At 71.1% G+C, this 14705-nt stretch carries 11 protein-coding genes and 1 pseudogene; 2 read left to right on the top strand and 10 right to left on the bottom strand.

The features are described 5' to 3' along the window. A pseudogene (locus ACWD4G_RS38075) lies at nt 1-133 on the top strand (formyl-CoA transferase); the annotation flags it as partial. Between the two features lie 190 nt (nt 134-323). Beyond that, complete coding sequence (locus tag ACWD4G_RS38070; RefSeq protein WP_451301896.1) at nt 324-1712, top strand: OFA family MFS transporter; 1389 nt, start codon at nt 324-326, stop codon at nt 1710-1712. Between the two features lie 122 nt (nt 1713-1834). On the opposite strand, the gene ACWD4G_RS38065 is transcribed toward ACWD4G_RS38070, so the two are convergent. From ACWD4G_RS38065 to ACWD4G_RS38020, 10 genes are all read right to left on the bottom strand, one after another. After that, on the bottom strand, nt 1835-2881 hold the full coding sequence (locus ACWD4G_RS38065; RefSeq protein WP_451301895.1) for a sugar phosphate isomerase/epimerase family protein: 1047 nt from the start codon (nt 2879-2881) through the stop codon (nt 1835-1837). 70 nt (nt 2882-2951) lie between these two features. After that, nucleotides 2952-4121, bottom strand: a complete 1170-nt coding sequence (eboE, locus tag ACWD4G_RS38060) for a metabolite traffic protein EboE (protein ID WP_451301893.1) — start codon at nt 4119-4121, stop codon at nt 2952-2954. Nucleotides 4122-4124: 3 nt separating this feature from the next. After that, nucleotides 4125-4973 carry a TatD family hydrolase gene (locus tag ACWD4G_RS38055; protein ID WP_451301891.1) on the bottom strand — a complete coding sequence of 283 codons (849 nt, stop codon included), beginning with the start codon at nt 4971-4973 and terminating at the stop codon, nt 4125-4127. After that, complete coding sequence (locus tag ACWD4G_RS38050) at nt 4973-5773, bottom strand: EboA domain-containing protein (protein WP_451301889.1); 801 nt, start codon at nt 5771-5773, stop codon at nt 4973-4975. The genes ACWD4G_RS38055 and ACWD4G_RS38050 overlap by 1 nt, the downstream gene beginning before the upstream one ends. Further along, the gene (locus ACWD4G_RS38045; protein ID WP_451301908.1) at nt 5770-6693 is read right to left on the bottom strand and encodes a sugar phosphate isomerase/epimerase family protein; all 924 of its coding nucleotides are present in this window, start codon (nt 6691-6693) and stop codon (nt 5770-5772) included. Before ACWD4G_RS38045 ends, ACWD4G_RS38050 begins: the two co-directional genes overlap by 4 nt. A gap of 8 nt (nt 6694-6701) precedes the next feature. Next, on the bottom strand, nt 6702-7946 hold the full coding sequence (locus ACWD4G_RS38040) for an inositol-3-phosphate synthase (protein ID WP_451301887.1): 1245 nt from the start codon (nt 7944-7946) through the stop codon (nt 6702-6704). Between the two features lie 149 nt (nt 7947-8095). Beyond that, nucleotides 8096-9514 carry a ThuA domain-containing protein gene (locus ACWD4G_RS38035; protein ID WP_451301885.1) on the bottom strand — a complete coding sequence of 473 codons (1419 nt, stop codon included), beginning with the start codon at nt 9512-9514 and terminating at the stop codon, nt 8096-8098. A 9-nt stretch (nt 9515-9523) separates the two neighbouring features. Beyond that, nucleotides 9524-12046, bottom strand: a complete 2523-nt coding sequence (locus ACWD4G_RS38030; protein ID WP_451301883.1) for a PQQ-dependent sugar dehydrogenase — start codon at nt 12044-12046, stop codon at nt 9524-9526. Nucleotides 12047-12204: 158 nt separating this feature from the next. Further along, nucleotides 12205-13209 (bottom strand): sugar phosphate isomerase/epimerase family protein, encoded by a 1005-nt coding sequence (locus ACWD4G_RS38025; protein ID WP_451301906.1) that lies wholly within the window; start codon nt 13207-13209, stop codon nt 12205-12207. 24 nt (nt 13210-13233) lie between these two features. Further along, nucleotides 13234-14550: a Gfo/Idh/MocA family protein gene (locus ACWD4G_RS38020; RefSeq protein WP_451301881.1), complete on the bottom strand. Its 1317-nt coding sequence runs from the start codon at nt 14548-14550 to the stop codon at nt 13234-13236. Nucleotides 14551-14705: the final 155 nt, after the last annotated feature.

The following is a 14705-nucleotide window of genomic DNA, read 5'->3' as shown; positions in this document are numbered from 1 at the left end:
CAAACTCTCCGACTCCCCCACCCACATCACCCCCTCCCCCCTCCTCGGCCAACACACCCACGACATCCTCACCAACGAACTCGGCCTAGAAGAAGAGGAGTTGCGGCTGCTGAGGTCGAGCGGGGTGATCTGACGTGGGGATCTCCCGGCGCGCCACCAGGGTGCGGAGCCTCCCTGCTGTTGGGGGGCGGGCCATGACGTAACCGAGCACGAGGGGCAGGCCGACGGTGCGCGTCGGCCGGCCCCGGGAGCCGTGCGCGCACGAAAGGCATTTGGACAGGGGGCGCTGGCCAGATCTTTCGACGCAAGGAGTGCAAGAGCAGATGACAACCATCGACTACTCGACGTCCCTCCCGTACAGGGAGGTGACGGACGCCAACGGCCGCGTGTTCCGCGTCGGTGAGACCGACATCGACATCATGGGGCGCAAACGCAAGTGGATGGTCATCCTGCCGTGGGTCGGCATGATGGGCATCAGCTCGGCGGAGTACGCGTTCGCGTCCGCCGAGGACACGCTGCACACGGCGCACAGTTGGAGCAGCGCGCACATCTTCTGGATGCTGGGGGTCTGGGTCTTCTTCCAGGCCGCCGTCGCGTTCCCCGCGGGCAAGCTGCGGGAGAGCGGAAAGCTCCCGGCCCGCTGGGCGATGATGCTCGGCGCACTCGGCACCCTGCTGGGCTATCTCTCGCTCGCGTACGCGCCCCATGTGGTCGTCGCGTACATCGGCTTCGGCATGTTCAGCGGCATGGGCGCGGGCATGGTGTACGCGACCTGCGTGAACATGGTCGCCAAGTGGTATCCGGAGCGCAAGGGCGGCAAGACGGGCTTCGTGAACGGCGGTTTCGCCTACGGCTCGGTCCCGTTCGTCTTCATCTTCACCGGCTACATGGACCTCACGAACTTCCGCTGGGTACTCGTCGCGGTGGGCCTGTTCCTGGCGGCGGTCGTCGCCGTCTCGGGCTACTTCTTCAAGGACCCGCCGAAGAACTGGTGGCCCGCCGACGTCGACCCGCTGAAGAAGCCCACCGACGCCCGCGCCCGGCGCGCACTGGAGAAGAACCCGCCCGCCGTGCACCAGTACACCCCCAAGGAGGCGTGGAAGACCGGCCGTGTGGCCCTGATGTGGTTCTGTCTGCTGTGCACGTCGGGTGTGAACATCTTCGGCATAGCCTTCCAGGTGCCCTTCGGTGACGAGGCGGGCTTCGCGGGCGGGATCGTGGCCACCGCCATGTCCCTGAAGGCGATTGTGAACGGCACGGGGCGCGGCGTCATCGGCTGGCTCTCCGACCGGTACGGCCGCAAACAGTGCCTGATCTTCGTCTGCATCGTCCTCGGGCTGTCGCAGTACGGCATCCTGTTCTCCGGGAACATCGGCAATCTGCCGCTCTTCCTGCTGTTCTCGTCGATCTCCGGCTTCGGCGGCGGTGCGATCTTCCCGATGTTCGCCGCGCTGACCGCCGACTACTTCGGTGAGAACAACAACGCCTCCAACTACGGCCTGGTGTACTCGTCCAAGCTGGTGTCGGGTCTGCTGGGCTCCGGCATGGGCGCGGTGGTGGTCTCCGCCTGGGACTACGCCGGTGCGTTCATCCTGGCCGGTTCGATCTCCCTCTTCGCGGGCTGTGTGGCCGTGTTCCTGCGACCGCCGGGACGGACGCCGGCCAAGCGCGTCCAGCCGAACCCGCGGCCGCTGGGTGAGGAGACCGTCTGACCTCAACCGGCTTGTTCCGGCTCGCCGGTTCCCGGTTCCCGGTTCCCGCCGAGTATGTGAAGCGGCCGTCCAGGGCCTCGCGCCCCTGGACGGCCGCTTCATGTGCGCGGTGTGTCACACCGTCAGCACTTCTCCCGCAGCGAGTGCAGATGCTCGCTGGAGCGGCGGGCGAAGGTGAACGACTCGGTGGGGTTGTCGTGTTCGGCCTGCCAGTGGTGGGCGAGCCGGTGGCCCCTGAGACGGGTCACGGCGGAGATGAACTTCTTGTAGTCGATGTCGCCGTCGCCGACGTCGACCATGCGGTACCCGAAGGGGTTCGACGGGTCGCTCTCGCCGTCCTTGACGTGGAAGAGCGGATAGCGGTTCGGACGCTTGAGGACGTAGTCCAGGGGCTCGAACGGCGCGGGCTTGCCGTCGGGCCGCTGGGAGAAGCGGAACTGGGCCACATACGCCCAGAAGATGTCCATCTCCAGGAAGACCAGATCGGGGTCGGTCTCACGGAGCAGCACGTCGTAGAGGCGGACCTTCGGCTTGTCACTGGCGAAGGAGAACTCCTCCGAGTGGTTGTGCTGGTAGAACTTCATGCCCCGTGCCCTCGCCGCCGCGCCGTAGGTGTTGAACTCCTCGGCGGCCCGCTTCATCGCGTCAACGGTGGTGCCGTAGCGGAACGGCCCCGAAGCGGTGCCGATGTGCCTGAGGCCGAGGGCCTGGGCGTCGTCGAGGACCTTGTCGAGGTTCTGGGCGAAGGTGTACGCGTTCGGGTCGTCCGCGTAGTAGCCGACGTGGCTGCCGATCGGGGTGAGCCCGTGGTCCCGGGCCAGCCGCCTGAGCTGGGCGAGCGTGATGGGGCCCGCCGTGCCCTGGGTGTAGCCGGCGAACTCGACCTCGTCGTAGCCGTACTTCTCCAGCTCGGCGAAGACGGGGGCGAAGCCGAGGGTGGAGACCTTGTCGCGGAGGCTGTAGAGCTGGATGCCGAGCCGTCCGGGCGGCAGTACGGGGCGGCCGCGACCGGTCGCGGCGGAGGTGGTCGCCGAGCCTGTCGTGGCGGCCTGCGCGGGGGCCGCGGTGCCCAGCAGGGCGGCGGCGGTGGCGCCCGCGGCCACGCCGAGCATGCCGCGTCTGCTGAGGCGGTGGGTGAGTTCGGGATCGGTCTGGCGGATGCGGCTCATGCCTGGGACTCCTTGAGGTCGGGGATCGTGGTGTTCCTGTTCCTGTTCCGGTCGCCGGTCGGGTCGTGGTTCAGGGCAGCTCCTTGAGGCCGAGGTCCGTCAACAGGTCGCGGGCCAGGGTGAGTTCGGCGGCGATGCCGTCGGCGAGCTGGGCGCGGCCTCGGGGGCGGAGTTCGGGTGGGAGGGCCTGCCAGGTGTAGGTCTCGACCTCCAGATGGTGGGTGAGCGGGTGGGCGCCGCCGACCAGACGGGTCAGGGCGGAGATGAGCACGGGGAGTGTGGAGGTCAGGGGCGCGGCGGGGGCCGCGTGCAGCGGGACGTGGAAGTGGGCGCGCCACGGGGACGCGTCGGGCAGGGCGTCGCCCGAGAGGGCTTCGCCGAGGTCGTCGGTGCCGCGCGGTCCGGCGGCGGTTGCGGTGCGGGTCTGGTGCAGGAAGGGGGGCTCGTCGAAGGCGGCGAGGGCTTCGCGGACATCGGGGAGATGGGGGTGTTCGGCGTGCAGGGCGGCCGAGAGCTGGGATTTGACGAGGGGGACGTGGGCGCGGGTGAGCGCGTCCAGGGCGGTGTCCGGGTCTTCGAAGGAGGTGGCGAGATGGCAGGTGTCGACACAGATGCCGATGCGGTCGTGGCCGATGTCGGTCAGCGGGCCGATGGCGTCGGCGGTGGTCTCGACGGTGCAGCCGGGCTCGGGTTCCAGCCCGACGCGGATGGAGCGGCCGGTCAACTCGGCCATGGCGTCGAGGCGTTCGGCGAGGGTGCGCAGCGCCGTTCGGGCCAGGGCGGCGCGGGTGTCGTCGTACACGGTGCGCCAGGCCAGGGGCAGCGTGGAGATGGTGCCCTCGGTGATGTCGTCGGGGAGGAGTCCGGCGAGGAGGCGGGCGAGGGAGGTGGTGTGGTGGAGGCGTTCGGGGTCGGCCCAGTCGGGCCGGTAGACCCGGTACTTGACCTCTTCGGCGCCGAAGCCCTGGTACGGGAAGCCGTTGAGGGTGACGACCTCCAGGCCGCGCCGGTCGAGTTCGGCGCGCAGGCCCCGCAGGGCGGCGGGATCGCTGTCGAGGGCGTGGGCGGCGTCCTTGGCGAGCCACAGGCCGATGCCGAGGCGGTCGCGGCCGAGGCGGCGGCGTACGGGTTCGCAGTGGTCGCGGAGTTGGGCGAGGACTCCGTCGAGGGTCTCCGCCGGGTGCACATTGGTGCAGTAGGCGAGGTGGACGGTCGAGCCGTCGGGGTGGCGGAAGCGCATGGGTCACTCCCGGCCGCGCAGGATGGAGTTGCCCTCGTGGGTGGCCCCTGTGGCGGTGGCATCGAGGGCGAGCCGGCCGCTGAGCCCGTAGAAGGCGACCGGGTTGCGCCACAGCACGAGGTCCACGTCGTCCTCGTCGTACCCGGCGTCGAGCAGGGCGTCGGCGACCTCGCGGGTCTTGAGGGGGTCGCTTCTGCCCCAGTCGGCCGCGGAGTTGACGAGGACCTTCTCCGGGCCGAACTCCTTGAGGACGGCGACCATGCGCTCCTCGTCCATCTTGGTGTCGGGATAGACGGAGAAGCCGAGCCAGCAGCCGCTGTCCCTGGCCTCCTTGACGGTGGTCTCGTTGAGGTGGTCGAGGAGGACCCGCTCGGTGGGGAGCGCGGAGGCGCGTACGACGTCGAGGGTGCGGCGGACCCCGGCGAGCTTGTCGCGGTGCGGGGTGTGGACGAGGGCGGGCAGGCCGTGGTCGGCGGCGAGTTGCAGTTGGTGTTCCAGGGCGTGGTCCTCGGCCGGGGTCATGGAGTCGTAGCCGATCTCGCCGACGGCGACGACCCGGTCCTTGAGGAGATAGCGGGGCAGCTCGTCCAGGACGGGGACGCAGCGGGGGTCGCCCGCCTCCTTGGGGTTGAGGGCGATGGCGCAGTGGTGGGCGATTCCGTACTGGGCGGCGCGGAAGGGTTCCCAGCCCAGCAGGGAGTCGAAGTAGTCGAGGAAGGAGGCGGGAGAGGTGCGGGGCTGGCCGAGCCAGAAGGCCGGTTCGACGACCGCGCGGACGCCCGCCTCGTGCATCGCCTCGTAGTCGTCGGTGGTGCGGGACGTCATGTGGATGTGGGGGTCGAAGAGGCGCATCAGGTCTCCTTGCCGTCGTCGCCGGCGATGCGGTCGGTGCCGACGACTCGGTCGGTGCCGTACGTGCGGTCGGTGCCGTCGGTGCCATCGGTGCCGTACGTGCGGTCGGTGCCCTCGGTGCCGGATTCGTCGGCCGGTGGGGGCGCGGTCAGGGCCAGGACGCGGTACAGGTCTTCGGGTACGGGACGGCCCGCGGCGGTGCGTTCGTCGGCGTAGTCGCCGAGCATGCGGGCCAGTTCGGTGTCACCGTGGGCGCGGCGCGGAAGGTCGGTGATCCCGTCGACCGGCACACCGGTGAACAGGCACTTGAGGACGGCGTGCCGCCAGTGGTGCGGGGCCAGATACCGGGCCGCGTACGGGCCGAGGGCGGCGGCGACCAGGCGGGTGTCGTTGGTGCGCAGGGCGTCCTCGACGAGGTGCAGGGCGTCGGGGCCGGGCACGAGGTGGGGCAGCGCGTGGAGGACGGCACGGCGTTCGTCGGCGGTGCCCTGGCGGTAGACCCGGCTGAGGGCGTCGGCGTCGGCGCGCGCCGCGTGCAGGATCAGCACCCGGACGGCGTCGGCGTGTTCGGCACCGCATCTGCGGCCCGCTTCGGCGAGACGGAGTTCCCAGACGGAGATCGGCCCGTGGATGCCCGGATGGTCGGCGGCCTCGTCCAGGGCCCGGCCCAGCCAGGCGCGGGCGCTGTCCTTGAGGTGGGTGTTCAGCCGGGCGCGCAGGTCGGCGGGGGTGGGGAGGGACGGGTTGCCGGGGGTGATGTCGGGGTCGGGGTCGGCCGAGGGTGGCGTGCGGTGGTTCACGGCGGGCTCCCGTGGGTCGGACGGCCCGTTGTTCGGCCGACGATGCGTTGGAGGAAGGAGAGGGACTGTTCTGCCTGGTGGGGGCCGGCGTGGGAGTGGCGGGGCAGTTCGACGACGGTCAGGGCCTCGTAGCCGGTGGCGGCTAGGGCTTCCAGGACCGGTGGGAAGTCGATCTCGCCCTCGCCGAAGGGCAGATGCTCATGGACACCTCGGCGCATGTCCTCGATCTGGACGTGGCGCAGCCAGGGCGCGGCGGCGCGGACGCAGTCGTCCGGAGGGAGAGGTTCGAGGCACTGGCAGTGGCCGATGTCGAGGGTGAGGCCCAGCGCGGCCGGGCTGTCGAGAATCTCACGGAGGCGGTGGAAGTCGGCGAGCGTGGCGAGGAGGTGACCGGGTTCGGGTTCGACTGCAAGCGGGATGCCGGCGGCGGTGGCCGCGTCCAGGACGGGGGTGAGGGCGGCGGCGAGGCGTTTCCAGGCGGTGTCGTCATCGGTGCCGGGCGGGGTGACTCCGCTGAAGCAGTGCACGGCGTGGGCGCCCAGTTCGGCGGCGACCCGGACCGCGCGGATCAGCAGATCGGCACGGCGGGCGCGGTCGTCGGGATCGGCGTCGAGGAGTGTGGGGCCGTGTTTGCGGCGCGAGTCCAGGACATAGCGGGCGCCGGTCTCCACGGTGACCGTCAGGCCGAGTGCGTCCAGGCGGCGGGCGAGTCGCCGGGTGCGGGCGGCCAGATCGGGGGCCAGCGGGTCGAGGTGCATATGGTCGAGGGTCAGCCCGACACCGTCGTAGCCGAGGTCGGCGAGGAGGGCGAGGGCGTCGTCGAGGCGTAGGTCGGCGAGGCCGTTGGTGCCGTAGCCGAGGGAGAGACGAGTACGAGAGGGAGAGGGAGAGGGGGTGGCGTCGGATGACGGGGGTGACAGAGATGGGTTCACGAGAGGTCCGTCCCGCCGCTGTCGTGCGCGGGCTGTCGTCGGCCGTACCGGAGCCGGTCGGCGAAGTGCGCCAACGCCGCGTACTGCTCACCCAGTGCCGCGGGCCCCGCCCCCACCGGGTCCTTGAAGTAGAAGCCCAGCTCGGTCAGGGGGCCGGTCAAACCCAGTTCGTCGGCGCGGGCCAGGAGGCGGGCCAGGTCCAGGACCAGGGGGGCGGCCAGCGCCGAGTCGCAGCCCTGCCAGGTGGTCTGGAGCACCATGCGGGTGCCGAGGAAGCCGTCGAAGGCGATGTGGTCCCAGGCGGTCTTCCAGTCACCGAGGGCGGGGACGTCGTCGATGTGGGTCTCGCCCTCGGGGGTGGTGCCGAGGGTGTCGGTCAGGACGCGTTCCTTGCCGGCGTTCTTTGCGGCTGCGGCGGCCGGGTCGGCGAGGGCGGCACCGTCGCCACCGCCCAGGAGGTTGGTGCCGGACCAGGCCCGGATTGTCAGGGCCCGCTGGGCGAACATCGGGCCCAGGACCGATCGCAGCAACGTCTGGCCGGTCTTGCCGTCGCGGCCCGCGTAGGGGACACCGGCCGACTCCGCCAGCGGGGCCAGCGCCGGGTGGTCGAGGCCGACGGAGGGTGTGAAGTTCACATAGGGGCAACCGGCTCGGAGGGCCGCCGCCGCGTACAGGGAGCTGGGCGGCAGGGCGGCGCCGGTTGGGGCGGGCTCCGTGGAGGCGAGGTTCACGACGACGGCTCGGGAGAGGTCACGGCGCCGTATGAAGTCCCGGATGTCGGCGGCGAAGGAGGAGATCAGAGCGGAGGGGTCGGTGCCGGGGTCCGTGGCGGGGTTCTGGGCGCGGGCCTCGGTGGGGACTGGGGCGTCGGTCTCGGTGGTGGGGATTGTCGTGGTTCCCGGTACCGGTAGTGGGCCGCCGGATCTGATCTCGGCGTCGGCCTCGGTGAGTTCGGCGGTGATCGTCGTTGGGAGGCCATGGGGCAGGACGCCGGTGGCGGCGAGGGCCTCGGCACGTTTGGGGAGGGGGCAGTCGGCGATGTCGTGACCGCCGAAGACGAGGGAGGAGAGGGGTGGGAGGCCGGTGTCGGCGAAGAGGGGGGTTTCGGTGAGCAGGCCGGTGGGGGCGTGGAGCCCCGCGGTCAGGGCCGCACAGCCCGCGACGACCGTGGTGGCGACGGAGCCGCGTGCCCCGATCAGCCAGACACCGGCCCTCTGCTCGGAACCTCCGGTACCGGACATGGGCGGCCTCCTCGTCGTACGTGGTCGTGGGCGGTCACAAGCCGTTGTGCGCGGCCGGTACGGGTACGGCGGCCGCGGGGCTGCCGTCGGTGCCGGAGTGGGAAAGGAAGACGGCGGGCGGGAGTCCGGCGTCACCCGCCCGCCGTCGCTCAGTTGCCCGAATGCGGTGCCGTGTCGGCGGTCCCCACGGGCAGTTCCTTGATCCGGACGTCGCGGAAGGACACCTGGTCGTCGGCGCCGTGGTTCTGGATGCCGATGTGTCCGTCGGTGAGGCTCCGGGCCGGATCGGTGTTGGTGAAGTCGTTGATCTTCACACCGTTGAGCCAGACACGGAGGCGTTCGCCCTCCACGCGGATCTCGTACGTGTTCCACTCCCCCGGCGGGTTCAGCGCGCGGTCGCGCTTGTCGATGTCGGCGGACCGGAAGCCGTAGACGGACCCGGTGGTTCTCTCGGGGACGTCGGTGGCGTCGATCTGGATCTCGTAGCCGTTGTTGACGGCCGACCAGGGGTCGTCGGAGGGCGGGAAGCCCACGAAGACACCGGAGTTGTCGTCGCCGGCGACCTTCCAGTCGAGTTTCAGGGAGTACGACCCGAAGCCCGAGGCGGCGTACCAGAGCATGCCCATGCCGCCGGTGGTCGTGAGTGTGCCGTCGTCGGACAGGGTGAAGGAGCCGGGACCTGCCTGTCGCCACCCCGACAGCGAATCGGCGGTTCCGTCGAAGAGCGGCCGGTAGCCGTTCTCCGGGCGGCAGTCGGCCTGGGCGTCGCCGATCGCCCAGCGGATGCCGCCGAGGAGGTGCTGGCGGAAGGCGGGTTCGGTGTAGGACTCCTTGGTGTGGCCGCCGCCGGTGTAAAAGGCCCGGCCGCCCCGGTAGTTCTGGCACCAGGCGATGGGGTGATCGCCGTTCATGGTGCCGCCGGTGTACGACGACTCGTCGAGGGAGGCCAGGACATGGGCCCGGTCGCGCGGGTTGGAGCGGTAGTTGTACCACTCGTCCGTGCGGTTCCAGGTGGGGCCGAGGCCCGAGGTCGCCGGGTGGGCGTGGTCCTCGACGGCGACCGTGGCGGGCTGGATCGCCGGGTGCGACTGGAAGTACGCGCCGGCGAGTCCGCCGTAGAAGGCCCAGTCGTACTCGGTGTCGGCGGCGGCGTGGATGCCGACGTAGGCGCCGCCGCGTCCGATGTACCGTTCGAACGCGCCCTGTTGGGCCTCGTTCAGGACGTCGCCGGTCGTGGAGAGGAAGACGACGGCGTCGTAGTGACCGAGGTTGCGGCTGGTGAAGGCGCCGGCGTCCTCCGTGGCGTCGACGGCGAAGCCGTTCGCCGCGCCCAACTCCCGTACGGCCGTGATCCCTTCGGGGATCGAGTCGTGCCGGAAGCCGGCGGTCTTGGAGAAGACCAGCACCCGGCGGGTCTCGGAGCCGCCCTGGCCGGGGCCGCCGCCCGGCTCATGCGACACGGCTGGTCCCGCCTGGTCGGCCTCGTTCGACGCGGCCGGACCCGACACACAGCCGATCAGCAGGGCGGCGCCTCCCACGGCCGCCCAAATGCGTCCGTTCGTTCGCATGATCGCCCCTCACCTCGCCGTGAACGTGAAGTCGTCCACGTCGAACAGGGCGTCGGTGCCGCTGCCCTTGAACACCAGGTGGAGCGTGGTGGTGCCGCGTGGGGCGCGGGACAGGTCGGCGGTGACGTCCTGGAAGGTCTCCCAGCCGCCGGTCACCGGGACGGTGGCGGTGCCGAGGAGCCGTCCGGTCGGGGACCCGGCCCTGACCTCCAGCTTGCCGCCGGAACCGCCGGAGGAGATACGGGCGGTGATCTTCGTGGCGTCGGAGAGGACGTACGGCTTGAAGGAGATCCAGTCGCCGTTGGAGATGTCGCCGACGGTCTTGCCGCCGTGGGCGGTGTCCTTGGACTGGACGGTGATGCCGGAGGAGTCGCCGTAGTGCTCGGCCTGGCGGTGGGTGGGCTGGACGACGCTCTGGTCATGGGTGGTCAGCGGGGCCTGGCCGCCGCCTCCGCCGTCGGTGTACTCGGCGTCGAAGACTCCGAAGATGTTGGCGTTCTCGTCATGGCCGCCGTCGGCGCTGGTCTGGATGGTGCCGGTGCAGCCGTTGGCGGAGGTCACGGGGTGGCCGTGGCTGTCGTGGCCGAGGATGAAGGTGACCTTGACCTTGGAGCAGTCGATGGGCCGCCCGTCCTCGGGGTCGCTGACCCTCACCTCGAACGGCACGGCGTCGCCGAAGGCGAACAGCTGTCCGTCCGCCGGGAGTCGCAGCTCGACCTTGGGCGCGGTGTTGCCGACGACGATCCGCACGCTCGCGCTGCCGGTGCGGCCGGAGGGGTCCTCGGCGGTGACGGTCGCCGTGTAGGTGCCGTTCGTCTTGTAGGTGTGCCGGGGGTTGGCGGCCGTGGATGTGGTGCCGTCGCCGAAGTCCCAGCTGTAGGTGAGGGCGTCGCCGTCCTGGTCGCTGGTGCCGGCGGAGGAGAAGTTCACCTTGAGCTTCGCCTGGCCGGAGGTGCGGTCGGCGGCGGCCTGGGCGACCGGGGAGTGGCCGTCGGTGGCGTTCTCGATGCGGTACAGGGCGGAGTTCTCGTCGCCGCCGAACCAGGCGAGGCCGTAGTCGAGGACGTACAGCGCCCCGTCCGGGCCGAAGGCCATGTCCATGACCTGGGTGCCGGACCAGGGGATGTCGTTGATCGACTGCACGGTGCCGTCGGCGTCGCTGGTGATCCGCTTGATCCAGCGGCGGCCGAACTCACCGGCGAAGAAGTCGCCGTCGTACGCCTCGGGGAACTTCACCGGGGAGTCGAGCGAGGCGTCGTAGTGGTAGACCGGGCCGCCCATCGGGGACTCGGAGCCGTCGCCGAACTCCGGGACGGAGGCGCCGTTGTAGGGAATCCAGGCGGGCTCGGCGGGGGGCAGATCGGTGAGGCCGGTGTTGTTCGGCGAGGTGTTCTTCGGCGCCGAGCAGTCGAAGGCGGCGCCCGAGGTGCCGGTGGCGAAGTCGTGGTCGACGTAGGCGTCGTTCTTGCCGGTGCAGTACGGCCAGCCGAAGTTGCCCGGCTTGGTCACGCGGGCGAACTCGACCTGTCCGGCGGGGCCGCGCGAGGGGTTGGCGGCGCCCGCGTCGGGGCCGTACTCGCCGACGTAGAGGATGCCGGTCGTCTTGTCGACGCTGAAGCGGAACGGGTTGCGGAAGCCCATCGCGTAGATCTCGGGGCGGGTCTTGTCCGTGCCGGGCGCGAAGAGGTTGCCGTCGGGGACGGTGTAGGAGCCGTCGGCGTCGACCTTGATGCGGAGGATCTTGCCGCGCAGGTCGTTGGTGTTGGCGGAGGTGCGCTGGGCGTCGAAAGCGGGGTTGCGGCTCGCGCGTTCGTCGATGGGGGTGAAGCCGTCCGACTGGAACGGGTTGCTGTCGTCGCCGGTCGACAGGTACAGGTTGCCCGCCGCGTCGAAGTCGATGTCGCCGCCGACATGGCAGCAGATGCCCCGGGAGGCGGGGACGTCGAGGATCTTCGTCTCGCTGGCCGTGTCGAGGGTGCCGTCGGTCTTCAGGACGAACCGGGAGAGCCGGTTGACGCCGTCGAAGGGCGCGAAGTCGGCGGCGGTGCCGGTCTCGGGGGCGTCGCCCGCGGGGGTGTTCAGCGGGGGCGCGTAGTAAAGGTAGATGAAGCGGTTGTCGGCGAAGCCCGGGTCGACGCCTATGCCCTGGAGGCCCTCCTCGTCGTGGGAGTACACGTCGAGTTTGCCGGCGAGTCTGGTGTTGCCGGCCGCGTCGGTGAGGCGGAGTTCGCCGTCGCGGGAGGTGTGCAGGACGGAGCGGTCGGGGAGGACGGCGAGCGACATGGGCTCGCCGACCTCCGGTTCGCCCTTGGCGAGGGTGACCTGCTGGAAGTCCTCGGCGGCGAGGGCGACCCGCTCGGAGTCCTCCGCCGCGGCGGCCTGCGGGGCGGCCTCGGCCGCGCCGGCGGCGGGCGAGGTGAGCGACAGCGAGGCGCCCGCGAGCAGCAGCCCGCTCAGCAGTGCGAGGGGCCCGCGAACGCTCCGGCGTCTGAAGTGAGAGGTGGGGTGTCCGTTGTCGTCGTACGGGTGCACGAGATGCCTCCAGAGAGGGGCTGGTCGTACGGAGGTGTACGGGTGTGTGCGGTACGCCGGGGTGCGCCGTCACCCCGGAAGACACGAGGGAGCTGTACGGGCCTGGCCGTACGGGTCTAGTCGTACGGGTCTAGTCGTACGGGCCTAGTCGTACGGGCCTAGTCGTTGCCGCCGAAGGCCGCGTCGAACGAGGCGGACGGTGGGTCGAAGTCGTATGCCTTGAGGCGGGTCAGGGCCTCGGGGGCGCCCTGGAGGCGGTCCATGCCGGCGTCCTCCCACTCGACCGAGATGGGGCCCCGGTAGTCGATGGAGCGGAGCATCCGGAAGACGTCCTCCCAGGGGACGTCGCCGTGCCCGGCCGAGACGAAGTCCCAGCCCCGGCGCGGGTCGCCCCAGGGCAGATGGGAGCCGAGGCGTCCGTTGCGGCCGTCGAGGCGTGTGCGGGCCTCCTTGCAGTCGACGTGGTAGATCCGGTCGCGGAAGTCCCAGAGGAAGCCGACGGGGTCGAGGTCCTGCCACACGAAGTGCGACGGGTCGAAGTTCAGGCCGAAGGCGGGGCGGTGGTCGACGGCCTCCAGAGCGCGCCGGGTCGTCCAGTAGTCGTAGGCGATCTCGCTGGGGTGGACCTCGTGGGCGAAGCGGACGCCCTGGGCGTCGAAGACGTCGAGGATGGGGTTCCAGCGGGTCGCGAAGTCCTCGTAGCCGCGCTCGATCATCGACTCGGGCGCGGGCGGGAACATGGCGACGAGGTGCCAGATGGCGGAGCCGGTGAAGCCGATGACGGTGTCGACGCCGAAGGCCGCCGCCGCCCGGGCCGTGTCGGCGATCTCGGCCGCCGCCCGCTGCCGTACGCCCTCGGGTTCGCCGTCGCCCCAGATCCGGGCGGGCAGGATCGCGCGATGGCGTTCGTCGATGATGGCGTCGCACACCGCCTGCCCGACCAGGTGGTTGGAGATGGCCCAGCACTTCAGGCCGTACTTCTCCAGGAGTTGGTGGCGGGAGTCGATGTACGACGGGTCGGCGAGGGCCTTGTCGACCTCGAAGTGGTCGCCCCAGCAGGCGAGTTCCAGGCCGTCGTAGCCGAAGTCGCGGGCGAGTCGGCAGACCTCCTCAAGGGGCAGGTCGGCCCACTGGCCGGTGAAGAGCGTGAAGTCGCGCGGCATTGCCATGACCTCCTCGGACCGGAATCAGGCCGCTGTCGGGGTGGACGTGGGGGTGGGGGTGCATGTGGGGGTGTAGACGGAGTTCTTCTCGGCGCTCTCCTCCACGGCCGCGAGTACGCGCTGGACCTGGAGGCCGTCGGTGAAGGACGGTTCGGGCCGGGTGTGGGTGGCGATGGCCCGCACCAGGTCGTGGGCCTGGTGGACGAAGGTGTGCTCGTAGCCGAGGCCGTGGCCCGGCGGCCACCAGGCGTCCAGGTAGGGGTGGTCGGGCTCGGTGACGAGGATGCGGCGGAAGCCGGCGTGGGTGCCGGGTTCGGTGGCGTCGTGGTAGGAGAGTTCGTTGAGGCGTTCGAGGTCGAAGGCCAACGAGCCGTGCTCGCCGTTGAGTTCGATGCGCAGGGCGTTCTTGCGGCCGGTGGCGAAGCGGGTCGCCTCGAAGGAGGCGAGGGCGCCGGAGGCGAACCGGCCGGTGAACAGCGCCGCGTCGTCGACGGTGACGGCGCCGCGCCCGGACGAACCCCCGGCGGACGCCAGACCGCTCGACGCCCCGGCGGGCAACGGCCGCTCCCGCACGAAGGTCTCGGTGAGCGCCGACACCCCCACCACCGGCTCGCCCGCCAGGTACTGGGCGAGGTCGATGATGTGCGCGCCCAGGTCACCGAGGGCGCCCGAGCCCGCCGACTCCTTGCGCAGCCGCCACGTCAGCGGGAACTCCGGGTCGACGAGCCAGTCCTGGAGGTACGACACCCGTACGTGCCGCAGGGCGCCGAGCCGTCCCTCGGCGACCATGCGCCGGGCGAGCGCGGTGGCAGGCACCCGGCGGTAGTTGAAGCCGACCATCGCCAACTGACCGCGCCCGTACGCCGCTTCGGCCGCCGCCGCCATCGCCTCCGCCTCCTCGACGGTGTTGGCCAACGGCTTCTCGCACAGCACATGCTTGCCGGCGGCCAGGGCGGCGAGGGCGATCTCGGCGTGGCTGTCGCCGGGGGTGCAGATGTCGACGACGTCGATGTCGTCCCGGGCGACCAGCGCACGCCAGTCGGTCTCGACGGAGGCCCACCCGTGCCGGTCGGCCATGGCGCGCACCGCGTCGCCGTCCCGGCCGCACACCGCGGCGAGCACCGGGCTGAGCGGCAACTCGAAGACCCGCCCGACCGTCCGCCAGCCCTGCGAGTGCGCGGCTCCCATGAAGGCGTACCCGACCATGCCGACACGCAGGGGCGGCTTACCGACGCCTCCGGCGAGCCCTGCGGGCCGAGCGGATCTGGTTTCGGCCCCGGTGTCCGTCCCTGTGGCCTCTGCCTCCGCCTCGCCCCGGTCGGGCTGCTGCGGCTGTCCCATGCGTGTGTCCTCCTCGTGGTCGCGGCGCGGTGGGGGGTGGGGGCCTGACGCGGTGATCCGGCATCGGTGTGGCTGTGGCGCCGGGGCCGGGTGGGCGGTCTTGGCCGCCGGGCCGGGTTGTCGTTCCCGGCGGCGGGCTTCGGCCCGTTTCCCAG

The organism is Streptomyces sp. NPDC002643, from assembly GCF_053592555.1.
Note: the sequence above shows the minus strand (reverse complement) of the source record. Positions and strands in the feature narration are given on the sequence as shown.

Coding starts and splice junctions, on each gene's coding strand:
- ACWD4G_RS38070 (WP_451301896.1), top strand. CDS start 324: ATGACAACCATCGACTACTCGACGTCCCTCCCGTACAGGGAGGTGACG.
- ACWD4G_RS38065 (WP_451301895.1), bottom strand. CDS start 2,881: ATGAGCCGCATCCGCCAGACCGATCCCGAACTCACCCACCGCCTCAGC.
- eboE (WP_451301893.1), bottom strand. CDS start 4,121: ATGCGCTTCCGCCACCCCGACGGCTCGACCGTCCACCTCGCCTACTGC.
- ACWD4G_RS38055 (WP_451301891.1), bottom strand. CDS start 4,973: ATGCGCCTCTTCGACCCCCACATCCACATGACGTCCCGCACCACCGAC.
- ACWD4G_RS38040 (WP_451301887.1), bottom strand. CDS start 7,946: ATGTCCGGTACCGGAGGTTCCGAGCAGAGGGCCGGTGTCTGGCTGATC.
- ACWD4G_RS38035 (WP_451301885.1), bottom strand. CDS start 9,514: ATGCGAACGAACGGACGCATTTGGGCGGCCGTGGGAGGCGCCGCCCTG.
- ACWD4G_RS38025 (WP_451301906.1), bottom strand. CDS start 13,209: ATGCCGCGCGACTTCACGCTCTTCACCGGCCAGTGGGCCGACCTGCCC.
- ACWD4G_RS38020 (WP_451301881.1), bottom strand. CDS start 14,550: ATGGGACAGCCGCAGCAGCCCGACCGGGGCGAGGCGGAGGCAGAGGCC.